This window comes from Acidaminococcus sp., assembly GCF_057597765.1.
Genome location: NZ_DBMBXK010000004.1, coordinates 66,396 through 89,165, shown reverse-complemented (window position 1 = coordinate 89,165; position 22,770 = coordinate 66,396). Strand labels below are relative to the sequence as shown.

The 22,770-nt window shown below is 59.1% G+C and carries 17 protein-coding genes; 2 read left to right on the top strand and 15 right to left on the bottom strand.

The genetic code is table 11. The features are described 5' to 3' along the window. Positions 1-7 precede the first annotated feature (7 nt). The 11 genes from ACZOF8_RS03655 to ispE all read right to left on the bottom strand — a co-directional run bounded on the left by ACZOF8_RS03655 (position 8) and on the right by ispE (position 13,735). Positions 8-3,250 (bottom strand): DUF8727 domain-containing protein, encoded by a 3,243-nt coding sequence (locus ACZOF8_RS03655; protein WP_154487350.1) that lies wholly within the window; start codon positions 3,248-3,250, stop codon positions 8-10. 121 nt (positions 3,251-3,371) lie between these two features. Then, positions 3,372-4,757: a sensor domain-containing diguanylate cyclase gene (locus ACZOF8_RS03650; protein ID WP_154487352.1), complete on the bottom strand. Its 1,386-nt coding sequence runs from the start codon at positions 4,755-4,757 to the stop codon at positions 3,372-3,374. Between the two features lie 527 nt (positions 4,758-5,284). Then, on the bottom strand, positions 5,285-5,887 hold the full coding sequence (locus ACZOF8_RS03645; RefSeq protein WP_022487224.1) for a nitroreductase family protein: 603 nt from the start codon (positions 5,885-5,887) through the stop codon (positions 5,285-5,287). 131 nt (positions 5,888-6,018) lie between these two features. Continuing rightward, positions 6,019-6,900 (bottom strand): UTP--glucose-1-phosphate uridylyltransferase GalU, encoded by an 882-nt coding sequence (gene galU, locus ACZOF8_RS03640; RefSeq protein WP_154487354.1) that lies wholly within the window; start codon positions 6,898-6,900, stop codon positions 6,019-6,021. Next, positions 6,897-7,511: an aminoacyl-tRNA hydrolase gene (gene pth / locus ACZOF8_RS03635; protein ID WP_154487356.1), complete on the bottom strand. Its 615-nt coding sequence runs from the start codon at positions 7,509-7,511 to the stop codon at positions 6,897-6,899. Before pth ends, galU begins: the two co-directional genes overlap by 4 nt. 54 nt (positions 7,512-7,565) lie before the next feature. Continuing rightward, positions 7,566-8,531, bottom strand: coding sequence for a ribose-phosphate diphosphokinase (locus tag ACZOF8_RS03630; RefSeq protein WP_022486598.1), 966 nt, complete (start codon positions 8,529-8,531; stop codon positions 7,566-7,568). A 142-nt stretch (positions 8,532-8,673) separates the two neighbouring features. Continuing rightward, positions 8,674-10,047: a bifunctional UDP-N-acetylglucosamine diphosphorylase/glucosamine-1-phosphate N-acetyltransferase GlmU gene (glmU, locus tag ACZOF8_RS03625; protein WP_154487358.1), complete on the bottom strand. Its 1,374-nt coding sequence runs from the start codon at positions 10,045-10,047 to the stop codon at positions 8,674-8,676. Between the two features lie 20 nt (positions 10,048-10,067). Then, entirely contained in the window at positions 10,068-11,282 is a 1,215-nt protein-coding gene (ilvA, locus tag ACZOF8_RS03620; protein ID WP_154487360.1) for a threonine ammonia-lyase, read from the bottom strand. Positions 11,283-11,333: 51 nt separating this feature from the next. Next, complete coding sequence (purR, locus tag ACZOF8_RS03615; RefSeq protein ID WP_487426560.1) at positions 11,334-12,146, bottom strand: pur operon repressor; 813 nt, start codon at positions 12,144-12,146, stop codon at positions 11,334-11,336. Further along, positions 12,146-12,871: a GntR family transcriptional regulator gene (locus ACZOF8_RS03610; protein ID WP_022486602.1), complete on the bottom strand. Its 726-nt coding sequence runs from the start codon at positions 12,869-12,871 to the stop codon at positions 12,146-12,148. Before ACZOF8_RS03610 ends, purR begins: the two co-directional genes overlap by 1 nt. Positions 12,872-12,877: 6 nt before the next feature. After that, positions 12,878-13,735: a 4-(cytidine 5'-diphospho)-2-C-methyl-D-erythritol kinase gene (gene ispE / locus ACZOF8_RS03605; protein ID WP_154487362.1), complete on the bottom strand. Its 858-nt coding sequence runs from the start codon at positions 13,733-13,735 to the stop codon at positions 12,878-12,880. Between the two features lie 587 nt (positions 13,736-14,322). On the opposite strand from ispE, the gene ACZOF8_RS03600 reads away from it, so the two are divergent. Further along, entirely contained in the window at positions 14,323-15,195 is an 873-nt protein-coding gene (locus ACZOF8_RS03600) for a YitT family protein (protein ID WP_154487364.1), read from the top strand. Positions 15,196-15,560: 365 nt separating this feature from the next. On the opposite strand, the gene ACZOF8_RS03595 is transcribed toward ACZOF8_RS03600, so the two are convergent. Then, positions 15,561-16,499 carry a LysR family transcriptional regulator gene (locus ACZOF8_RS03595; protein ID WP_022487232.1) on the bottom strand — a complete coding sequence of 313 codons (939 nt, stop codon included), beginning with the start codon at positions 16,497-16,499 and terminating at the stop codon, positions 15,561-15,563. A gap of 122 nt (positions 16,500-16,621) precedes the next feature. Between ACZOF8_RS03595 and ACZOF8_RS03590 the strand changes: the two genes are divergently transcribed. Then, a complete protein-coding gene (locus tag ACZOF8_RS03590; protein WP_195839587.1) occupies positions 16,622-17,908 on the top strand; it encodes a Na+/H+ antiporter NhaC family protein in 1,287 nt (428 codons plus the stop codon). Between the two features lie 406 nt (positions 17,909-18,314). Here the strand turns inward: ACZOF8_RS03590 and gltS are convergent, their stop codons facing one another. The 3 genes from gltS to ACZOF8_RS03575 are packed head-to-tail and all read right to left on the bottom strand — an operon-like array spanning position 18,315 to position 22,497. After that, positions 18,315-19,514, bottom strand: coding sequence for a sodium/glutamate symporter (gltS, locus tag ACZOF8_RS03585; protein ID WP_154487368.1), 1,200 nt, complete (start codon positions 19,512-19,514; stop codon positions 18,315-18,317). Between the two features lie 16 nt (positions 19,515-19,530). Next, positions 19,531-20,601 (bottom strand): DNA polymerase III subunit delta, encoded by a 1,071-nt coding sequence (holA, locus tag ACZOF8_RS03580; protein WP_022487229.1) that lies wholly within the window; start codon positions 20,599-20,601, stop codon positions 19,531-19,533. 12 nt (positions 20,602-20,613) lie between these two features. Next, entirely contained in the window at positions 20,614-22,497 is a 1,884-nt protein-coding gene (locus ACZOF8_RS03575) for a DNA internalization-related competence protein ComEC/Rec2 (protein WP_487426559.1), read from the bottom strand. Between the last annotated feature and the right edge of the window lie 273 nt (positions 22,498-22,770).

The window sequence follows — 22,770 nt, the reverse complement described above, 5'->3', positions numbered from 1 at the left end:
GGCCATCTTAGTGGAAGAACTGGAAGAACTTCATCCGCCGGTTCCCCCACTGGAGGATCTGGTCCAGCAGGGCCGCACTCTGGACCATCCGGTTGCCTTCACAGTCGTCCCGGAACTGGATCAGCCATTTTTCGTATTCCGCCCCGTTGCCGCTGAGTTTGGGCAGGATCTTCTGGGCCACCGCATAGTCCAGGGCGATGATCCCGGGCCGGATGTGGTCTTCCGGTTCCATGAGCCGGGCGGCCACCTTCCAGTACCGGCGGAGGGCCAGCTCGATCCGCATGCTCAGGTAGATGTTCTGTTCTGCCAGCCGGGCTTTGATCCGGTCGTACACGTTCTGTTCCACGCTGGTCAGTTGGCAGCTTTCCCGGGGCGCCACGTCGAACAGGCTCTTCAGCTGGCTCCAGGACAGCAGCTGGATATCCCCCTGGCTGATCCCCTGGGTCATTTCCGGCACCGCGTCAGTCCGGGGCAGGGTGATGATCCAGGCCCGGTCGATGAGCCGGGGAGACAGGGTCTCGGTGGTGTGGTCGTTGTTGATGGTGGCCAGGAAATGGAGGGTTTCCGGCAGCTGGAGCCGGTGGTTGTACCCCAGGCTCAGGGTGTGTTCCCCGTCCCAGTCATCGCACACGTTCATAAAGTCCGCCCAGTAGTATTCCATGGGGGACAGATTGGCCTCATCCAGCAGGATGTAATAGGGGAACTGGCGGATCCCCCGGGTCTTTTCCCAGTCCAGCAGCTTCAGCCCGTCGTACACGTCCCGGTTGCTTTCCTCAAAGGTCCGGGTCAGCGGGTTGTAGTACCCGATCAGGTCCCGTTTGGAGGTCCAGCCCCGTTCCACGGACACCGGGATGTACCGGTTGGCGGTGCTCATGAATTCCTGTTCCCCGATCTTCCGGTCGAACTGGGTGAGCCCCAGCACCTTCCCCAACAGGTTGCAGAAGGAGGTCTTGCCGCTGCCGGGAGCCCCGGAGAATACGGTAAGGAACCCCTGGTGGGTGCAGATCAGCAGGTTCAGGATCAGGTTCCGGCTGTACTGGGGCCGTTCCTTCTGGATGGCAGTGATCAGGTAGTCCAGGGCCTTCCGGTTGTTGGTGCCGGAGGCAGGCAGGCTGTTGATGGCTTCCGCCAGTGCTTCCGGGCTCTGGGGCCGGGGCTTCTGGTTCTTCCGCTGTTCCGCCTGGGCCAGGGCCTTCCGGGTGCGGGCGGGCAGCCCTTTGGCACTGCCCAGGTCCTGCCAGATGTCCGGATACCGTTCCAAAAGGGCGGTGATGAAGTCCTGGCTCCACCGCTTGTTCAGGTTTTCCAGCAGATGCCGGTAGAGAAAGTCCCCCACCTGTTCATACCCTTCCCGGGCAGCGTCGTCCCCTTCCAGGATGGCTTCCAGCCGGGCGATCCGTCCCTGGCGGATGTGGGCCGGGAGACCGCTGAACAGCTGGGTCTTTTCCCGTTCCAGGAAGCTTTTCAGCACCCCGGGCTTCACCAGGTCCCCTTCGTCCACCTGGACGGATTTCACCAGGCTCCGGAGGAGCACTTCGTCCGGCACCCGGTCCACCAGCTGGGAGGGAGACCCGGGCACCCGGTGCCAGAACACCCATTCCGTCTTTTCCTGCCGGCTGGCCCAGGTGCCTTCTGCCGGGTAGAAGGTGACGGGCTGCCAGGCTTCCGGCGGGCAGGCGGTCAACAGGTACTGGTTTTCCGGCACATCGCTCTGGAGGAAGAAGCCGAACCGGATGTTCTTCTGGACCTCATAGGGCCCGGCGATCCACCCGTCCCGGAGCTGGAGCAGGATCTGCTTGCCGGCGAAAAGGCCCGGTTCCTGGAGCCGGAGCACCGTATCCATGGAAAGGGGATCCAGGAGATGGGTCTCCGGCACCTGTTCATAGAGCCCTTCCCCAAAGGGGAACCGGAGACGGCCGTCCTTCAGGGCGTCGATGCAGAACACCCGGTAGGCGGTGGACCGGAGATTCCCCTGGCTGTCCTTGTTTTCCACCAGGGAATGGGGTCCCAGGTCCAGGAAGACGATATCGTTTTCGTGGAAGTGTTCTTCCATGTATTTCTGGTCGCTGTGGAGGCTGTACCACAGGTTGATGTTCTTGTACTGTTCCGCCCGGGGGATCAGGGCATCGATTTCTTCCGGGGTCAGGGCCCGGTAGGTTCCCTGTTCCCATACCCCCATGGGGGTGAAGTTGTAGAAGCTGTCCACAATGTTGATCCGGCCCACATAGGTGGTGAAGGGTTCTTCTTCCGGGGCTTCCGGTTCCGCCGGAGCGGCCGGTTCGTCAGGCGCCGGGGCCGGTTCTGCCGGTGCCGGGGCGGCTTCCGGCTGGGGAGCCGGGGCGTTCCGGGGCTCCGGAGCAGGGGTTTCCGGGGCTTCCGGCCGGGCCGGGGCGGCTGTTTCTTCCGGTGCTGCCTCTTCTGCCGGAGCCGGGGTTTCTTCCGGGGCCGGTTCCGGAGCGGCGTTCTTCTTCCCCCGGCGGTTCCGGGCGGCCTTGTCCCATTTCCGGCTGTTCCGGGTCTTCCGGGAGGCCGGTTCTTCCGTGGCTTCTTCCGGGGAAGCTTCCGGTTCCCGGTTATCTTTGTTATCTTTGTTATCTTTGTTATCTTTGTTATCTTTGTTATCTTTATTTTCTTTGCTGTTCCTGGCTTCCTTGTTCTCTTTGGCCCCTTTCTTCTCTTTGGAGTCCTGGGTTTCCCGGGCCTCCTTTTCCTTCTTCTTCAGCAGGGATTCCGCCTGGTGCTGTTTCCCTTCCGGATAGGGCATTCCGGCCATTTCCAGCACCATCCACAGGGCATTGGGACGGAAGGGCTGCTTTTTATTCTGGCAGATCCGTCCATATTTCAGCAGCAGTTCCGCCATGGCATCCGGGCTGTATTTGCAGATTTTCCTGATATTCTCCGGATCCTTCCCTACAATCTGCTGCAGGTTCCGGCATACCTGGCCCAGGAAGGCCTGGAAGGTATAGGCGGCAATATCCCGGTAGATCCGGTCCCCTTCCTTGTACAGTTCCACCGCAAAGGGGACGATTTTTTCCCGGACCCGGGGGGACCGTTTGTCCAGTTTCCCCAGCTGGATAATGTATTTCCGGTATTTCCGGCTGTTCCCCTTCATGGGCTTCAGCAGCACTTCCACCGGGGTGGTTTCATAGATCAGCTGCAGATACCGGTCGTTGATATTCTCCAGTTCCTCTTCAGAAACGGTCAGGGAGGAGGGTATAACAGGAGATTTTGGCTTTTTCGGCGATTTCATGGTGTGACCTCCAAAAATAAAATATAAGAGTAATTTGACAAATAAAAAGAAAGCCCACGCCTCAAAAAGCGCGGCTTTCTTTATTATACCCGTGGATGTGGGGCCGGGTCAAGGAAGAGGTCTACCCCTTCCGCTCTTCCAAGCCTTTGTGCCTTCTTTCGTGAAGAGCATAATAGGCGGCCTTGTCCTGGTACATTTCCCGGTCAGCCTGGCGGATGGCCTGCCTGATCCGGGCGGAATCCTCCAGCCACAGGGCCCCTACAGCCAGGATGGGTTCCGGGTCTTCAGCCAGTTCCCGGCGGATCTGTTCCACCCGGCGGGAAAATTCCCGTTTCCCCAGGTTCCGGGCCAGCACCAGGAACTCGTCTCCCCCTTCCCGGAACACCTGCTCCCGGGAAAAGTTCCGGACCAAAACCCCGACGGCCCGGCGGATCAGCTCATCCCCGGCCTGGTGGCCCTGTTGGTCGTTGGTGGCTTTCAGACCGTTCACATCGGCGTAGATCACCCCCAGGGGACGATCCTGCCGGGCCAGGCTGTGGAGAGTCTCCCGGAGGGCGTTCCGGTTGTGGACCCCAGTCAGGGCGTCATACCGGCTCATATGCTCCAGCTGTTTCACCAGCTTGTGGTTCCGGATCTTGAAACTGAGGAAATAGGAAATGGTTTCCAGCACTTCCCGAGTGTTGATCAGGTCATTTACCTCGTAATTGTCCGCTCCCAAAAAGCCCACGATCTGTCCCTGCAGGTAAAAGGGTGCGGCGATCAGCCGCTGGATGTTCTGCCGCTTCAGGTTCTCGTAGTCCACCGGATCATCTTCCCGCAGCAGTTCGATGTCTTCAATCAGCACACAGGTGGAACTTTCCAGGAACTGGCTCCAGCCTCCCATGTACAGCTGATAATCCTTGTTCTGCAGGGTCTGGATTTCCGGTTCAATTCCCGGGGCGCACCATTCAAAGGTGTTGGAGACGGTTTTCCCGTCGGTTTCCAGCACATACAGCCGATCCGGGTGGATCATTTCTCCCAGGGCTTCCAGGGCATGGTCCATGGAAGCCTCATACCCTTCCTCTCCATTGAGGATCCGGAAGATCCGGAGGATCACGTCATCGGTCATCATCCCCCGGCGCATGGCGTGGCTCTCTTCCCGTTCCCGGTCCGCGATCATGAATACAAAAGCCACCCACCCTGGATGGTTCTCCAGGGGCTTTACGGCAAAGTCCAGCCAGTGGCCGATGCTCTCCTCATACAGTCTGCTGCGGATTTCCGTCTGTTCCATCACCGCCCGGTGGCAGCAGTCCATCCACAAAGGGTTCCCCTGGGGATACACCTCAAAGAACCGGTGTCCCAAAAGATCCTTGGGGGCGCGGCCAGCAATGGTGCAGTACAGCTGGTTCACATAGACATACCGGGCATCCATGGCTCCAGATCCCCCCTCATTGGGGATCACCTGGAACACCGCATAGGCCGCCGGCACATCCCGGAACAGGTCCAACCCCATCCTGTCTTCGTCCATAGCATACACTCCCTTACAGGCATTGTCATCATCCGCTGCTGGGTAGAATGGTGAGCCAAATTGTCAGTTTACAGTTTTATTATACCATGAAAAGATACGGGTGACTATACAGGAAAGGGGCTGCCGAATGGACAGCCCCTTTGGTCGCGGTCAGCGGCAGGTGGAGGCCAGATGCCCTGGTGCCCCAATAGCTATGGGCGGCCGGGACGGGCTCGCCTGCGGCAAGCCCCTACGTCGTTGGGGTCAAAAGTTCATCACGATGATCCTGGGAACGGGATTGTCGGGGAATCCGTTTCCCTGACCGTTGTGATCAATTCCCCGGTCCCCGCCAGACAACCCTTCGATGAACCCCGTTGTTTCCCTACCCTCCGACCCTGACGCCGTAGGGGCGCGCCGCAGGCACGCCCTTCCGTGGCCTGCGGTTTTCCTGTATTTCCAGGAACCCGCCCTGGGGGTTCCTTCCATAAAAAAGAACCCGCCCCCAAAAGGCGGGTTCTTTCCTTTGGCCGTTGACCGAGTTGCTGCTCTTACTTCTTCACCCACACCCGTTCCTTCACATCCAGTTTCTCGATGGGTTTGGGATCAGCGGTGGGTTCCCCGAAGGGCATCTGGGCCACCAGGGTCCAGCTGTCCGGCACTTCGAAGGCCGCCTTGATGGCATCATCGATGATCGGGTTGTAGTGCTGGATATTCACCCCCAGCCCCAGGTCCGTGAGAGCCGTCCACAGGGCGAACTGGAGCATCCCGTTCCCCTGGCTGGCCCATACCGGGAAGTTGGCCGCGTACCCCGGGAACTGTTCCTGGAGCTTTTTCACCGTGTCCGTTTCCTCAAAATACAGCAGGGTGCCATAGGCAGCGGCAAACCCCTTCACCTTGGCTTCCGTAGGAGCGAATTTCTCCGCCGGCACGATTTTCCGCAGGGTTTCCATCACAATGTCCCACACCTTGTCATGGTACTTCCCCAGGGCCACGATCACCCGGCCGCTCTGCATGTTGAAGGCCGAAGGCACCTCCCGGGTCACCTTTTCCACCGTGTCGATGATGGTGTCCTCGCTCACCGGGATGTTCCGCCCCAGGGCATAATTGGTCCGCCGATGAGCCACCGCCTGATAAAAATTCCGTTCCGTCATGATATTCATCCCCTTAACTGTTATTTTACAAAGTACATTTGATGGGTATAGTATACCATATGGGTGGGGAAAAGGGAAGGGGCGCGCCAAAGGCACGCCCTTCCGTGGCCTGCGGTTTTCCTATGACAGCCCTATTCCATTTTCTCCGCCAGTTCCTTCAGATAGGCCTTGAACGCCGGGCCCAGGTCCTGTCTCCGCAGGGCGAATTCCACGGTGGCTTTCAGGTAGCCCAGCTTGTCACCGGTGTCGTACCGTTTCCCTTCGAAATTGTAGGCATAGACGCTTTCGTTGTGAGCCATCACCCGGAGGGCGTCGGTGAGCTGGATTTCCCCGCCCTTCCCGGGCCGGGTCTGTTCCAGTACATCGAACACATCCGGGGTGATCACGTACCGTCCCAGGGCGGCAAACCGGCTGGGAGCCTCTTCCACGCTGGGTTTTTCCACCATGTCCTTCACCTTCAGCAGGTTGTGGTCGTCGGTTTCCTCCCCGTCGATGATCCCGTAGGCGGACACCTGTTCCGGCTTTACCACCTGGCAGCCGATCACCGTGCCCCCGGTCTTGTCATACTGGTCCATGAGCTGCTTCAGGGCCGGTTCACCGCTGCCGTTGTACACCACATCATCCCCCAGGATCACACCGAAGGGTTCCCCGTCGATGAAATCCTTGGCGCAGAGGATGGCGTCCCCCAGGCCCCGCTGGTATTTCTGCCGCACATAGTGGATCTTGATGCTGGAAATGGCCCGGACCTGCTTCAACAGTTCCATCTTTCCGCTTTCGTACAGGTGCTCTTCCAGTTCCGGAGAGCTGTCGAAATGGTCCTCGATGGCCCGTTTGGCGTGGCCGGAGATGATCAGGATCTGTTCGATGCCGCTGTGGAGGATTTCTTCCACAATATACTGGATGGTGGGTTTGTCCACAATGGGCAGCATTTCCTTGGGCATGGCTTTGGTTTCCGGCAGGAACCGGGTACCGAACCCGGCAGCCGGGATCACGGCTTTACGGACTTTCATCATTGGGCATTCTCCTTTGTTTCTTCATGGGCGGCCTTTTTGGGTGCTTTTTTGTTGAACCGCTGCATCAGTTCTCCCACGTCGGCCCCCTGCATCCAGGCTTCCACCGCATCGGCGGCCTGTTCCAGGGCTTCCTGGATCTTTTCCTTGTCCTCTCCCTGGAAGGGATGGAGCACGTGGCTGATCACCGCCTGTTCCTGGTGGACCGGGTGGCCGATGCCCACCTTGATCCGGGGATAGGCCTGGCTCCCCAGGGCCCGTTCAATGGATTTCAGGCCGTTGTGGCCTCCGGAAGACCCTTTCCGGCGGATCCGCAGGGTCCCCACCGGCAGGTCCATGTCGTCCTGGATCACCAGCACGTCTTCCGGGGGGATGTGGTAAAAGTTGGCAAAATCCACCACTGCCGCCCCGCTGTTGTTCATGTAGGTGGTGGGTTTGATCACCCAGCATTTTTCCGGCATCCGTTTTTCCAGGTAAACGGCATTGTCCGCCTTCCGCCAGGCGTCCGTGTCCCCCCACCTGCTGGCCAGGATGTCCGCGGTCATGAACCCGATATTGTGCCGGGTCCCGGCATATTCCCGCCCGATGTTCCCCAGGGCAACAACTAGTTTCATAAGATTCTCCTATAAACGCAAAAAGGGTGCTGCACCGCAGCACCCTTTTACCCTTTAAATTTCAAACAGCTGGCTGATGGACAGCTGGTTGTAAATCCGCAGGATGGTCTCTGCCAGGATCGGAGCCACAGAAAGCTGGGTAATCTTCGGATGCTTTTTGTTGGGCGGCAGAGGAATCGTGTTGGTCACGATCAGTTCCTTGATTTCGGACTGGGCAATACGGCTCAGTGCCGGATCCGTCAGGATGGGATGGGTTACGCAGGCGTAGATGTCCTTGGCGCCGAATTTCTTCAGAGCCTTGGCCCCTTCGCACAGGGAGCCGGCGGTATCCACAATGTCATCCACCATGATGCAGATCTTGCCTTCCACATTGCCGATCAGGTTCATGACTTCCGCCACACCAGGTTCCGGCCGTCTCTTGTCGATGATGGCCAGGCCGCATTCCAGACGGTTGGCAATGTTCCGGGCACGGCTTACCCCGCCCAGGTCCGGAGAAATCACCACCATGTCTTCCGGTGCAAAGCCTTTTTCCTTCACATAGTCTGCCAGGATCGGGCCCCCGGGCATATGGTCCACAGGAATGTCAAAGAAGCCCTGGATCTGGGCTGCATGGAGATCCACCGTCACCAGACGGGTGATCCCGGAAACGGTCATCAGGTCCGCCATCAGTTTGGCAGTGATGGGTTCCCGGCCCCGGGCCTTTCTGTCCTGACGGGCATAGCCGTAGAAGGGAACCACTGCGGTAATGTGCCGTGCGCTGGCTCTCTTGAAGGCGTCGCACATGATCAGCAGTTCCATCACGTTGTCGTTGACAGCCGGTCCGCAGGTGGGCTGGATCACAAATACATCCTTGCCCCGGACACTTTCATTGATCATGACCTGGACTTCTCCGTTGTTGAACCGGTTGATCACCGCGTCCCCAACCGTAGTTCCCAGATAGGCAGCGATTTCACGTGCCAGATCAGGGTTGGCGTTCCCGGAGAAAATCGCCATGTCTTCGCCTGTTTTATCACCCAACATACAATCAATACCCCCACTGCTTTATAATGTAATTCTATTAAAAAGTATACAACTCATTGAGGTTTGTGGCAAGGGAAAAAAATGAGAGGCAACAGCCTCTCATTTTTGGCCGCGGCCAAAAAAGGGGCCCAAGGCCCCTTTTTTATTTCCTGTTCCGGTACTTTTCCGCCCAGCCGGGGATGTTCACCTGTTTCCCCCGGGCTACCCCCAGGGCGTTTTCCGGCACATCCTTGGTAATGGTGGAGCCGGCGGCGATGTAGCTGCCTTTGCCGATGGTCACCGGGGCCACCAGGTTGCTGTTGCAGCCTACGAAGGCGTCGTCCTCGATCACCGTCCGGTGCTTCACCTTCCCGTCGTAGTTCACGGTAATGGTGCCGCAGCCCATGTTCACCCCGCTGCCGATGTCGCTGTCCCCGATATACTGGAGATGGGGCAGCTTGGTGCCCACTCCCACATTGGAGTTCTTCACTTCCACGAAGTTCCCCATCTTCACCTTGTCCCCGATCACCGTGTTGGGCCGCAGATGGTCGTAGGGTCCCATGTGGACCCCGTTGCCCACCTGGCAGTCATGGGCGTAGGCGAACTGGATATGGGTGTCATTCCCCACTTTCACATTGGTGAACCGGACCTGGGGTCCCACTTCGCAGTCTTCCCCGATCTCCGTTTCCCCTTCCAGCCAGGTGAAGGGATAGAGCACCGTATCCCGGCCCACCTTCACGGATTTTTCCACAAAGGTGCTGGCAGGATCCATCACCGTGACCCCGCTGTCCATCAGTTTCCCCAGGATCCGTTCATTCATCACCTTCTGGGCCACCGCCAGCTGCCGCCGGGAGTTGATCCCCATGACCATGTCGAAATCCCCGGTTTTGATCCCGGCCACCGAACGGCCCCGTTTCAGGCATTCCGCCAGGATGTCCGTCAGGTAGTATTCCCCCTGGGCATTGTCGTTCTTCAGGTTCACCAGAAGGTCGAACAGCAGGGGCAGTTCCACACAGTAGATCCCGGTGTTGATTTCCCGGATCTTCCGCTGTTCCGGGGTGGCGTCCTTTTCTTCCACGATGCCGGTAACCTGGCCGGCATCGTCCCGGAGGATCCGTCCGTAGCCGAAAGGATCCGGAGCTTCCGCCGTAAGCACGCTGACCCCGGCGCCGTTTTTCAGGTGGGTTTCATAGAACTTCTTCAGTTCTTCCCCTTCCAGGAGTGGCGTATCCCCGCAGAGGATCAGCGCCGTCCCTTTTGCATCTCCCAGCAGGTCCCGGGCCTGGAGCACCGCATGGCCGGTGCCCAGCTGTTCTTCCTGGACTGCCACCCGGGCCCGGGTCCCCAAAAATTCCGTCACCTGTTCGGAACCGAAGCCCACGATCACGATCTTGTCGTCCGCCCCTGCTTCGTCCGCTGCGTCCAGCACATGTTCCAGCATGGGCTTGCCGCTCAGTTTATGCAGGACCTTGGGGAGCTTGGATTTCATCCGGGTCCCCTTCCCTGCCGCCAGGATAATTGCCGCCAAATCTGCCATTCTTCCTTGCCTCCTAAAAATTACCGCAGTTCAATTTTGTAGCCCGCCTTGCGCAGGGTATCCGCCACTTCTTTGGAATGCTGCGCGTTCCGGGTCTCCACATCCAGTTCCACCCGGGTCACCCCCAGGGGCACGGACCGGTCTGCCCGGTCGTGGTTGATGTAGAGGATGTTGATTTTCATTTCTTCCAGATAGCTGACGAACTTCAGCAGTTCCCCCGGCCGGTCCACCATCCAGGTGACCATCCGGACCCGCCGGCCGGTGCGCACCAGCCCCCGTTCGATGATCTGGGAAATGGTGTTCACGTCGATGTTCCCGCCGCTGATCACCGCTGCCGCCCGGTCGCTGCCCGGGACGATGTGGTGCAGCAGGGCTGCCAGAGGCGCTGCCCCGGCTCCTTCCACCACCATCTTGCCCCTCTCCAGCATCAGCAGCATGGCGGCACAGATGTCCTCTTCGTTCACCAGCAGCATGTCGTCCACATATTTGTTGATCAGGTCCCAGGTGAGCTTCCCGGGGATCCCTACGGCGATCCCGTCGGCGATGGTCTTGCCCACCCCGTGGGTCACCCATTTGTTTTCCTTTTTGCACAGGTACATGGCCGGAGCCTGTTCCGTCTGGACCCCATACACCTTCACCTTGGGGTTCACCTGCTTCACTGCCGCGGCGATCCCGGCCAGAAGGCCCCCGCCCCCTACCGGCACCACGATGCTTTCGATGTAGGGATTCTGTTCCAGGATCTCCAGGCCGATGGTCCCCTGGCCGGCGATCACCGCCGGGTCGTCATAGGGATGGACAAAATAGGCGCCGGTTTCCTTCTGGATCTCCTGGGCCTTGGCCAGGGATTCGTCGAAGGTCTTCCCGTAAAGCACCACGTCCGCCCCGTAGCCTTTGGTGGCTTCCGCCTTGGCCAGAGGCGCCCCTTCCGGCATCACCACCGTGGATTTGCAGTGGGCCATCCGGCTCCCCAGGGCCACCCCCTGGGCATGGTTCCCGGCAGAAGCAGCGATGATCCCCTTGGCCTTCTGTTCCTCGCTGAGGGTCATGATGCAGTTGGATGCCCCCCGGACCTTGAAGGACCCGGTGCGCTGGAGGTTTTCCAGCTTCAGGAACACGTCCCGCTCACTGATGGTGCTGAAGGTATGGTTGTGTTCCAGCGGGGTTTTGTGGACCAGCTTTTCCAGCCGCTCCTGGGCAGCCCGGATGGTTTCCAGGGTGATGGTTGTGTCTGTCATGGGAATCTCTCCTTTTTTGGGTATTGGGTACGGCAAAATATGATGGATCTGTTACAGCATTTCCGGGACGATGTCGATGGCTTTCGTCTCGTCATCCACCCCTTTCAGGGTCATCAGGGACGCATATTCGCTGACGATCTTCTTTTCCGGCTCCCGGCTGGCAATGAACAGGTAGGTGCCCACCACTTCGGCCCCCACTTCTTCCGCCAGTTCCTGCATGCCCCGGGCGGTGCCCCCCGCCCGCATGAAGTCGTCCACCACCAGTACCCGGCTCTTGGGGGCCAGGGCCTTCCGGGGCAGGCTCATGGTCTGGATCTTCTTGCTGGAGCCGCTCACATAGCTGATGGAAACCGCCGGGCCTTCAGTGATCCGGGCTTCCTTCCGGGCCATCACCATAGGGATGTTGAAGGCACGGGCAGTGGCCAGGGCCAGGGAGATCCCCTTGGCTTCCACAGTCATAATGTAGTCCGGCTGGAGTTCCAGGGTCCGCTGCATGATGATTTCCCCCAGCCGGAAGGAAATCTGGGGATCGAACAGCAGGTCGTTCATGTAGATCATTCCCCCTGGAAGCAGCCGGGCAGGGTCGTTGAGCCGTTTGGCCAGGGTCCAGAGGAATTCGTTGTCCGCTTCAGGAGAATGATAGGGAATGAACCGGACCCCCCCTCTGGCTCCCGCCACGGTTTCGATGATTCCCAGATCGTAGGTGGACAGCCCGTTCCGGACAGTCTGGACATCTTCGCTGAGGGTGCTTTTGGCCACGGCGAATTTTTCACAGAAATAGCTGAAAGGAAACAGCTGAAAAGGATGATCGTTCAGTTCTTTGGTCAGTGCCACAATACGTTCCAGTCGTTTGATCCGTGCCATTATGCATTCCCCTCCTTCTTGTTCCCTGCCTTCTGGTCAGCGTGTTCCTTTTCCTTGGCTTCGATGACCTTCAGCAGGGTCCGTTCCGCGTTTTCCATATGGGTCCGCACCGCCTTCTGGGCCTTGTCCACACTGCGCTGGGCAATGGCGTCATAAATGGCCTGGTGTTCCTTGATCATATCGTCCAGACGGCCGGGGTAAGGCATGGACCGGCCCCGGATGGCGGTGATCTGTTCCCGCAGGTTGCTGATGATGTTCATGCACCGGCGGTTCCGGCTGGCCTTGTAGATCACATCATGGAACGCCGTATCGTTTTCGATGATCCGGGGATAATCTTTGGCCGCCACCAGAGGCTTGTCCGCATCCAGCAGGGTCTTCATCTCCTTGATCTCGTCATCCCCGATCCGTTCCGCCGCCAGTCCCGCTGCCAGAACGTCCAGGGCCGTACGGATCTCGTACACTTCGTTGATGTCCTTGATGGAAATGTCCGCCACATAGGCGCCCCGCCGGGGGATCATCACCACCAGGCCCTCCAGTTCCATTTTCCGGATGGCTTCCCGTACCGGGGTCCGGCTGACCCCCATCTCTTCCGCCAGCTGAAGTTCCATCAGCCGCATCCCTGCCGGGAACTGTCCGCTGATGATGGCCTGGCGGATGTTGTCCACCACCACATCCCGCAGGGGTCTGTAATTGTCCAAAGGAATCTGTTTCAATTGCCGCACCATAATAAACTATGCCTCCTCAACCGTATGTGCCACTTCAAGTTGTATATCCTGCTGTCTCCCTGCCAGGTATTCTGCCGCCCGGGCCGCCGCCTGCCGGTCCGGGAAGATCCCGAACACCGTAGGGCCGCTGCCGCTCATCAGGGCCTTTTCCGCCCCCAGGGCCGTCAGTTCCTGTTTCAGCTCCTGGAGCACCGGATACCGGTTCACCGTCACCCGTTCCAGGTCGTTGCCCATCCTATCCAGGATCCCCTGCCGGTTCCCCTGGCGGATGGCATTTTCCAGTCCCCGGATATCCAGGGGCACCCGGCCGGGGGTCCGGTCCATTTCCCCGTAGACCCAGGCGGTGGATACCCCCAGGTTCCGGGGTTTGGCCAGGACCAGATCCAGCCGGGGCACCGGGGGCAGGACGGTCATTTTTTCCCCCCGTCCCCGGGCCCTCTGGGTGCCTCCGTACAGACAGAAAGGAACGTCGCTGCCGATGCTGGCCGCCAGTTCCTCCAGGGCCTGCCGGTCCAGAGGCTGCCCGCAAAGGTCATTGAGCCCCCGGAGCACCGCCGCTGCGTCCGTACTGCCCCCGGCCAGCCCTGCCGCCAGGAAGATCCTTTTGGTGCAGGCCAGGTGCCAGTTGACGGCCAGACCGGTTTTTGCGCCGAACGCCCGGGCCGCCTTCACCATCAGGTTGCTGCCGTCACAGGGCAGGTCCGGGTTGTCGCAGACAAGAGACAGTCCCTCCCCCGGGGCAAAGGAAACAGTGTCCGCCAGGGAAATGGACTGCATGATCATGTCCACCTGATGATAGCCGTCAGGACGGCGGCCCAGCACGCTGAGCCCCAGATTGATTTTACCGTATGCCTTCCGCTCCATGGTTTGCTCCTTTGTCCATCAGGGGAAGTCCCCCCGCAAAAAATGATTGTGTATTCTGTATTCATTTATTGTACCGTGAAAACCCATTTGCCGCAAGAGTTGACAGGGGTTTTTATGAACATTTTTTCAAAAATTTTTCACGAACGTTCTTTAATTATAATTTTCAGTCACCGGCTGTCGGAAATGTGGGGAAAATGGTACAATGGGGAAGGCGGCCTGGGGGGCGCCTCTGTCAGCGGTCAGCGGCCGGTGGTGGCCGGATGCCCCCGGCATCCGGCTTTGAATGGATTGGCCCTCTGGGCGGCCGGGAAGGGCTCCCCTGCGGGGAGCCCCTACAACGTTGGGGTCAGAGGATCATCACGGCGATCCGGGGATCCCAGCCAGGCAACCCTTCGATGAACCCCGTTGTCCCCCACCCTCCGACCCTGACGCCGTAGGGGCGCGCCGCAGGCACGCCCTTCCCGGCCGCCGGTTTTCCTATATTTCCAGGAACCCGCCTTGCGGGTTCCTTCCAACTGCAAAGCGGCCCTGCCGCTTTTCCCCATACACCGGGGCTGCCCTGCCAGCCCCCAAAGGAGGTCCTGCCATTGAAAAAAAACATCATCCGCTACTGCATCACTGCCCTGGGATGCCTGCTGATGGCCCTTTCCATCAACGCCTTCTTCGTCCAGCACCATTTCCTGTCCGGCGGCATCTCCGGGGTATCCATCATCCTGTACTACCTGACCGGCTGGCCCCCGGGGATCACCAGCCTGATCTTCAACATCCCCCTGTTCTACATAGCCTGGAAATTCATGAGCCGCCAGTTCTTCATCGACAGCGTCATCGGCACCGTATTGTTCTCCCTGGCCCTGGACGGCACCGCCTTTGTCCAGGCCTACGTGAACATCCCGGACAAGCTCCTGTGCTGCATGGCCGGGGGCGCCCTGGGCGGCCTGGGCGGGGCCCTGGTGTACCGGTCCGAAGCCTCCACCGGCGGGGTGGACATCCTGGGCTTCCTTACCAAAAAATACTACAACATTTCCGTAAGCACCACCAACTTTCTCTTCGACTGCTGCGTCATGCTGGCCGCCGTGGTGTTCCTGGGGCTCACCCCGGTGCTCTACAGCCTGGTGCTGTTCTTCATCACCTTCAAGGCCACCAACCTGTTCATGGTGGGCTTCGACTACAAGAAACAGGTGATCATCGTGTCCACCCACGCGGAAGAGATCAGCCGGCGGATCATGGACGAAGTGAACCGGGGGGTCACCATCCTCCACGGAGAAGGGGGCTACACCCGCCGGCCCCTCCAGGTGATCCTGGTGGTGGTGAAGCTCACCCAGCTGGCCCACCTGGAAACCATCATCAAAGAAGTGGACCCTATGGCCTTCGTAACCATCCAGGACGCCAACAACGTGTTCGGCAGAGGCTTCACCCAGCCCAACCTGGATCTGGAAGAGGAGCGGAGGCTGAGGAAGTAGGGGCTGCTGCGCTGCAGCAGCCCTGTCAGCGGTCAGCGGCCGATGGTGGCCGGATGCCGGGCATCCGGCTTTGAACCTATGGCCCTCTGGGCGGCCGGGATGGGCTCGCCTTCGGCAAGCCCCTACAGCGTTGGGGTCAGGGGATCACTGCGGCGATCCTGGGAACGGGGTTGTCAAAGGATCCGTTTCCCTGACCGTTGAGATCCACCCCGATCCCAGCCAGGCGACCCTTCGATGAAACCCGTTGTTTTCCCCGCTCCGACCCTGACGCCGTAGGGGCGCGCACCAGGCACGCCCTTCCCTGGCCTGCTATTTTCCTATATTCCCAGGAACCCGCCTTGCGGGTTCCTTCCATCGGCTAGAGACTAGAGCCTGGAGACTGGCTCCCGGACTTTTTCCGCACATTCCATGAACTTTTCCACCATGCTCCAGGTGCGGCCCTCTTCTTTCCATCCGAAACAGATGGGATAACTCATTTCCTTCCCCAGGGGCACCTCCACCAGATCCTTCCGCTGGTCCGGCTTCAGGAACCCTTCCACCAGGTAATCCGGAGAAAAACACACCCCTGCCCCGGCCACGCACATTTCCAGCAGCAGCTCCAGGTTGTGGGACTTCACCTTCTGCCGGGGCTGGAACTTCAGGCCCTTCAGGTACCGGGCCACCAGATACCCTGCCAGGTCCGCCTCGTCAGTCCGGAGGAAAGGACAGGCCTGGAGCACCCGGGCATCCCGGGTTTCCTGCAGCTTCCGGATCACCTGGTCCGTCCCTGCCCCATACTGCCGCTCCAGCAGCTTCCGGTCTGCCAGCAGCCGGATTTCCTCCTGCTGGATCACCCGGGTCCGGATCCCGGGGATAGCTTCAGGGAAATAGGCCACCACCAGGTCCGTCCCCCCTTCCTCCAGCTGCCGGAGCAGTTCCGCGTTGCTGTCCTCCCGGATCTCCACTTCCATCAGAGGATACCGGGCCTGGAATTCCCCCAGCACCCTGGGCAGCAGGATATGACCTCGGGTATAGGCGATTCCCACTTTCAGCCGGCCCCGGTCCCGGTGATTGATGTCCTGGAAAGCCTGGCCCAGGGACCGGTATTCCCCCTGGAACCGCCGGGCATACTCCAGGAACACCTCCCCTCCGTAGGTCAGCTGCAGGGGCACCTTCCGGACAAACAGCCGGCACCCCAGCTCCTTTTCCAGCGCCGCGATCTGGCCGCTGAGAGTCTGCTGGGTAATGTACAGCCGGTCCGCCGCCCGGGAAAAACTGGCCTCCTGGGCCGTCATCAGGAAATACCGGATGGTGTTGAAATTCATGGAACTCTCTCCTTTCGTATTATCGTCTTTTACCTGTATTATATACTTTTATTAACAGTTTGTATACGATGATGAAAACTGGTACACTGCAGGTATCCAAGGTTGCGAAAGGAGCCCTTCTTATGGAAAACCGCGTACTGCTGCTGTTCTGTCTCATCCTTCTGGCATTCGTCCTGTTCCAGGGTCCCCTGCTGGGTGCCCTGGTCCTGGGCTTCCTGCTGTTTGCCGGCTACGGCCTCCATCAGGGCCACAGCCTCCCTCAGGTGCTCACCATGGCCTGGGAGGGGGTCCTGGGGGTCCGGACCATTTTCCTGGTGTTCCTGCTCATCGGCCTCCTCACCGGGGTGTGGCGGTCCGCCGGCACCATTGCCTACCTGGTCACCGCCGCCGGCCAGCTGATCCATCCGGCGCTTTTCCTGCTCCTGGCCTTCTGGCTCAACTGCAGCATTTCCTTTTTGCTGGGCACCAGCTTCGGCACCGCCGCCACCATGGGGGTGATCACCATGAAAATCGGCATCAGCCTGGGGATCCCGCCCCTGTTTACCGGGGGAGCCATCCTGTCCGGGGTGTATTTCGGGGACCGGATGAGTCCCGTTTCCACCAGTGCCCTGCTGGTGGCCGTCCTTACCGGCACCGACCTGTACCGGAACCTGCGGAACATGGCCCGTTCCACCCTGGTTCCCTTTGTCCTCTCCAGCCTGTTCTACCTGTCCCTGGGGTTCCTGTCCCGGCACCAGGGACAGACTGCGGCCCCTGCCGCCGCCCTGGCCAGCCTGTACACCTTCACCCCCCTGCTGCTGCTCCCTGCCCTGAGCATCCTGGTGCTGAGCCTGCTGCAGGTGCCGGTCAAGACCAACCTGGCCGTAAGTATCCTGCTGGCTTCCCTGCTCAGCCTGCTGGTCCAGCACATGTCTCCGGCCGCCCTGCTCCAGGTGCTGGTCTGGGGCTACCATGCTCCCGATCCCTCCCTGGCCTCCCTGACCGATGGAGGCGGCATCCTGTCCATGGTCCGGGTGGGGGCCATTGTGTGCCTTTCCTCCTCCTATGCCGGGATCTTCAAAGGCACCGGCCTCCTGGACGGGCTCCAGGAACGCTGCCTGGGCTGGGCCCGGAAATGGGGCTGCCAGACCGCCGCCACCCTCACCGCCCTGTTCACCTCCCTGATTGCCTGCAACCAGTCCTTCACCATCCTCCTGACCCACCAGCTGTGCCGGAAACTGCCCTGGACCCCGGAAAAGGCCGCCCTGACCCTGGAAGACACCGCCGTCCTCCTGGCCCCCCTGGTGCCCTGGTCCATTGCCTGCGCGGTGGTGCTGGAATCCGCCGGAGCTCCCGCCGCCTCCATTCCCCTGGCCTGCTACCTGTATCTGATGCCCCTGTGGAATCTGTGGACGGAAAGACCCGGCTGACAGGAGAAGTCCCTGTCAGGGGCCGGTGGTGGCCGGATGCCCGGCATCCGGCTTTGAACCTATGGCCCTCTGGGCGGCCGGGATGGGCTCGCCTTCGGCAAGCCCCTACAGCGTTGGGGTCAGGGGATTCTATCCGGTCGACAGGACCAGATCCCCGAAGGACCGATGCAGGCGGGCCGCCCGTATGGCCGGCCCACGTTCGCCGATCTGACGGAAGACCTCGTTGTCCATCCCACCCTCCGACCCTGACGCCGTAGGGGCGCGCCGCAGGCACGCCCTTCCCTGGCCTCCGGTTTTATACAATCAAAAGGACCTGGCTCATCCGGCCAGGTCCTATCCTGAAGCTTCCGACTTCCGACTAAAAAAGGGACTGTTGCACATGCAACAGTCCCTTTTTTTCCGTATCTTATTTAAACATATTGATGAACACCATCAGGATACCGGAGTTGCAGAAGTCCACGAACATGGCCCCTACCAGCGGTACCGCGAAGAATGCCCGGGGAGCCGGACCATAGTTGGCGGTGATGGCGCTCATGTTGGCCATGGCGTTGGGGGTTGCGCCCATACCAAAGCCGCACACGGCGGAAACTTCAACAGCCGCATCGTAGTCCTTGCCCATGGCGTTGAATACCACGAAGGTGGTGTAGAGAGCCATGAACACAACCTGTACAGCAGCGATGATGGCCAGAGGGCCGGCGATGTCGAACAGTTCCCAAATCCGCAGGCTCATCATGGCCAGGGACAGGAAAATGTTCAGACCCACATCCCCGACGGTGCCGATTTCCTGCATGGGAACAGGCAGCCCCTTGCAGTTATCGGAGATGTTCCGGATGATGGCAGCCACGATCATGGATCCGATGTATCCAGGGAACGTCAGGCCAACGCTGGTGAAGAACTTGCTGACGATGGTCCCGATACCCATGGCAACCAGGATTTCGCCGGTAGCCAGCATGAAGTTTTCCGGAGTCATGGCCAGGGTGGCATTTTCTTCCATGCTCTGGGCCTTTTCATTGGCCCCTTCCTGGTCTTCCTTGGTGCTGTGCAGATGGAATTTTTCCAGCAGACGGTGAGCCACAGGGCCGCCCATCAGGGACCCGGAGATCAGACCGAAAGTAGCCATGGCGATGGCCACGGTGGTGGCACGGTCAACGCCAATCCCTTCCAGCATGGGACCGAAAGCCCCGGAAGTACCATGGCCGCCTACCAGAGGAATGGAGCCGGCGCACAGGCCCAGCAGGGGATGCAGGCCGGTAGCCTTGGCCAGGGATACCCCGATGATATCCTGGAAGGTGATCAGTACGGCGCAGATGATGGTCAGGATCAGTACATCACGGCCGCCTTTTTTCAGCAGGGCATAGCTGGCGCTGAACCCTACGCTGGTGAAGAACATGTTCATGAAGAAGCTCTGCTGCACCGTATCCAGTTTGATGGCACCGGTGCCCGCTTCGAACAGAGCCAGGTTGATCAGAGCGAACAGCACACCGCCGATAACCGGGTTGGGGATACAATAGGTTTGGAGAAATTTGATTTTCTGTTTGAGAAATTTACCCAAATAATAAAGTAAGATACCTACAGCCAAAGTTTGGTAAGAATTCAAGGCAAACATTTATTACGTTCCTCCTTTAAGTTCTGTTTTTTCCTACAAGGGTAACCAACACTTCCTCAAGCCGCGACCAGCTGCGTCCCCCCTGCCGGGACTCCCCCATCAGCTGTGCCAGTCCGACCATGCAAGTCTGTAAGGATTCATTCGTAAAATAATTGCTGTGCTGCATGGCCAGCTTCACCGCATAAGGGTGTATCTTCAGAGTGGATGCAATCGCGTCCTGTCGAGCACCTTTTGCCATCAGTTCCTTCACCTGGAGAAGCCGCCGCAAAGAAGCAAAGAGCCGGGATACGATCCCCGTGATCCCTTCGCTGCCGCTGGTGGTCCGTTCCTCTTTCAAGAGAGTCAGCACCTTATCCAGCTTCCTTTCTTCCACCGCATTCCCCAGAGCAAAGCCGGAGATTTCCGGCAATTGCGAGAACATCCGGGCCACATCCTCCTTCTGCCAGATCTTCCGGTCCCCTGCGTACAGGGCGATCTTGGCGATTTCCTGCTGCAAAAACAGCAGGGGCACCGTTTCCGCCGCCGATACGTATTCCTGGATCAGATTCATGGCATCCGGAGCGAACCGGGCTCCATAGGCCTCCGCCTGGCTCCGCAGCCAGGGCTGGAGCTGGTAGGCACGGACAGGGGCACATTCCACCACCGCCGCCTCCCGGCTCATGGTCTTGTAAAAAGACTGCCTTTTGTCCAGCTTGGTGCACAGGCAATAGACGTAAGAATACTCCGGCACATCCTTCAGCAGTTCCGTGAACTGCTCCAAAGGCGTGGCCGTTTTCTTCCTGCCCTTCCCTGCCGGCTTCCGTTCCTTCTTTTCCTTTTCGCCCAGCATCCGGGGGTCCTCAATGACCACCCAGTTGCCGCCCCCGAAAAAAGGGACGCTGTTAATGGCTTCCCGCAGTGCTTCCAGTTCAAAGTCCTTTTGGAAATTCCAGACCGCCGGTTCCGCATCCGGGGCAAAAGCCCGCTGGCGGAACGCCTGGCCCACGGCTTTCTTAAAGAACTCCTCCTCTCCCCAGGCGATGACAACATGGGGACACGCTGGATTTTTCCGCAGACTTTCCAGAAATACATCAGCCGTTGTATTCACATCGATCCACTCCTAGAAAAAATCTTGTTGCCAGCGATAACTATACCATACAGGACCCCTGCCGTCAAAAACCACCTTGATGGCGCCTCCCGTGTCCGTCCGGGCCACCGGGATGCCAAGCCCGTCCAGCCGCTCCAGCACCTCCCGGTGCGGGTGGCCGAACCGGTTCCCCCGGCCCGCCGAGATCACCCCCAGCCGGGGCGAAACCCCGGCCAGGAACTCCGGACAGGAAGAAGACCGGGAACCATGGTGAGAGACCTTCAGCACATCACTGCGGACAGCCCGGGCCGCCGCCCTCAGCTCCTCTTCCCCGGTAGCATCGCCGGTAAAAAGGACACTGTAAGGACCGGAAACCAGCCGGACAATCCCAGAGTTCTCATTCTCCCCTCCTTCCTTATATTCTGTGGGTGCTTCTACAATTTGTATTATACTCTTTTTTTTGCATATTTTCTGGTTTGTTTGCATTTTGTATACAATTTTTCTGTTTTGTCTAAATTGTTCCAAAGATATCAGTTTTGCTACTGTTTTGGTGGGAAATCCATCAGTTCCTGTCAGATCGGGGGCAGGGAGGGCCAATGCGGAGATGGGGAACCAGTGAGAAAGGCCTGCTGCTCCCCCGGCATGATCCAGATGCCCGTGACTAAGAATCAGAAGATCCACTTTATCAGCTCCCAACCACCGGAGAAAAGGAACCAGGATCCGTTCTCCCGTATCATACTGTCCAGGCAATCCCCCTGTATCCACCACGATGATTTCCCGTTCCGGCGTAACAGCCACAGCACAGTCCCCCTGCCCTACATCCAGAAAATATACCGTAAATGGCTGGGATTGGAACCTGGGCAGAGCCAGTACAGTCACCAGTCCCAAAGAAGCAGCGGCTATGGTTCCTGTTCTCAGACGGGACCGGAATGGCTGGAACCACCCTATTTCCAATACAGACAGAACCAGCAAAATATACAGTGGCCACAGCCACCAGGATACTTGACCCGTAACCAGCTGGGTACCCGGCAGTCTGGCCAGGCTGTTCCCCATCCAAAGAGCCGTTCCCAGCAACTGAGAAACGCCGGCCAGGATAGGCCTTGCGGGAACAATCAGTCCCATACATCCCAAGACCGCGCCAACAGCACTTCCTGTAAGACACAGAGACAGCAAGGGGACCAGAAGTAAATTGGCCCACAGAGAAACCGGAGACAACGAATGGAAATGTTCCACCAGAAATGGCAGACTCAGCAATTGAGCACTGATGGGTACAGCCAGTCCCTGTGCCAAGGGGCGGGGCAGAAAAACACCCAATTTTTCAGCAACAGACCTGCGAAGAGTCATTAAGCCAAGGGCTGCCGTAAAAGACAGCTGGAATCCTGGATCCCGGCACCACCAGGGCTTCCAGGTAAGAAGCAGGATGGCAGCCAGTCCCAGGAAGGCCGTGCCTCTGGCCCGACGGCGGCCTGCTCTGCCCAAGAGGACTCCCATTCCCAGAAGCACCGCCCGACACACCGATGCCCGCAGCCCGCAAAGTACTCCATAGCCCAATAGCAGCACCATAATCAAGGGAATGGCGGCCTTCCGGGGAATATGGAACAAACGGGCGCCTCCTGCAAGAATCCCCATCAGCAATGCCACGTGACTGCCGGATACGGACAGCAGATGGCTCAGCCCACAGCGTTGGAACATCCGGAGTGTCTCAGACGAAATCTGCTGGCTGCCTCCCAGCATCATTCCTTCCAGCAGGGCACTGTCTTCCGGAGCCATGGAATGGCGCAGCTGCTGCCTCAAGGCTTTGCCCAATTTGTAGATCCGGTCCGTCCATGTCAGATCCTGGGACAGGATCCGGCAGTCCCTTCCGTTCACCTGGAGTCTGCCCCCTTCTCCCCGTATGGCTGCCCCTACTTCCGGCATCTGAACTCCCGGATTATAGAATCCATCAATCGGTTGGAGAGGACCTGTTGCCTGGACAACCCCATACTCTGGTTGGAAGGAACCAGCCTTTCGGACAAAGACCCGGATACGGCCCCGTTTTTCTTCCATTAAAAAAGTCATGCTTCCCTGTCGGCTTTTTTTGACTGTCCCTGGGACGATTCTGCCTGTAAATGTATCTCTCTTGGACAGGGCAGATGTCATCCGGGCTGCTGCGGTCTCTTCCATACCACTTCGCCACGCTCCTGCGCAGAA

What these genes read in the sequence shown, in the direction of transcription:
- ACZOF8_RS03655 (WP_154487350.1), bottom strand. Translation starts at nt 3,250, where the DNA reads ATGAAATCGCCGAAAAAGCCAAAATCTCCTGTTATACCCTCCTCCCTG.
- ACZOF8_RS03650 (WP_154487352.1), bottom strand. Translation starts at nt 4,757, where the DNA reads ATGGACGAAGACAGGATGGGGTTGGACCTGTTCCGGGATGTGCCGGCG.
- ACZOF8_RS03645 (WP_022487224.1), bottom strand. Translation starts at nt 5,887, where the DNA reads ATGACGGAACGGAATTTTTATCAGGCGGTGGCTCATCGGCGGACCAAT.
- galU (WP_154487354.1), bottom strand. Translation starts at nt 6,900, where the DNA reads ATGATGAAAGTCCGTAAAGCCGTGATCCCGGCTGCCGGGTTCGGTACC.
- pth (WP_154487356.1), bottom strand. Translation starts at nt 7,511, where the DNA reads ATGAAACTAGTTGTTGCCCTGGGGAACATCGGGCGGGAATATGCCGGG.
- ACZOF8_RS03630 (WP_022486598.1), bottom strand. Translation starts at nt 8,531, where the DNA reads ATGTTGGGTGATAAAACAGGCGAAGACATGGCGATTTTCTCCGGGAAC.
- glmU (WP_154487358.1), bottom strand. Translation starts at nt 10,047, where the DNA reads ATGGCAGATTTGGCGGCAATTATCCTGGCGGCAGGGAAGGGGACCCGG.
- ilvA (WP_154487360.1), bottom strand. Translation starts at nt 11,282, where the DNA reads ATGACAGACACAACCATCACCCTGGAAACCATCCGGGCTGCCCAGGAG.
- purR (WP_487426560.1), bottom strand. Translation starts at nt 12,146, where the DNA reads ATGGCACGGATCAAACGACTGGAACGTATTGTGGCACTGACCAAAGAA.
- ACZOF8_RS03610 (WP_022486602.1), bottom strand. Translation starts at nt 12,871, where the DNA reads ATGGTGCGGCAATTGAAACAGATTCCTTTGGACAATTACAGACCCCTG.
- ispE (WP_154487362.1), bottom strand. Translation starts at nt 13,735, where the DNA reads ATGGAGCGGAAGGCATACGGTAAAATCAATCTGGGGCTCAGCGTGCTG.
- ACZOF8_RS03595 (WP_022487232.1), bottom strand. Translation starts at nt 16,499, where the DNA reads ATGAATTTCAACACCATCCGGTATTTCCTGATGACGGCCCAGGAGGCC.
- ACZOF8_RS03590 (WP_195839587.1), top strand. Translation starts at nt 16,622, where the DNA reads ATGGAAAACCGCGTACTGCTGCTGTTCTGTCTCATCCTTCTGGCATTC.
- gltS (WP_154487368.1), bottom strand. Translation starts at nt 19,514, where the DNA reads ATGTTTGCCTTGAATTCTTACCAAACTTTGGCTGTAGGTATCTTACTT.
- ACZOF8_RS03575 (WP_487426559.1), bottom strand. Translation starts at nt 22,497, where the DNA reads ATGCCGGAAGTAGGGGCAGCCATACGGGGAGAAGGGGGCAGACTCCAG.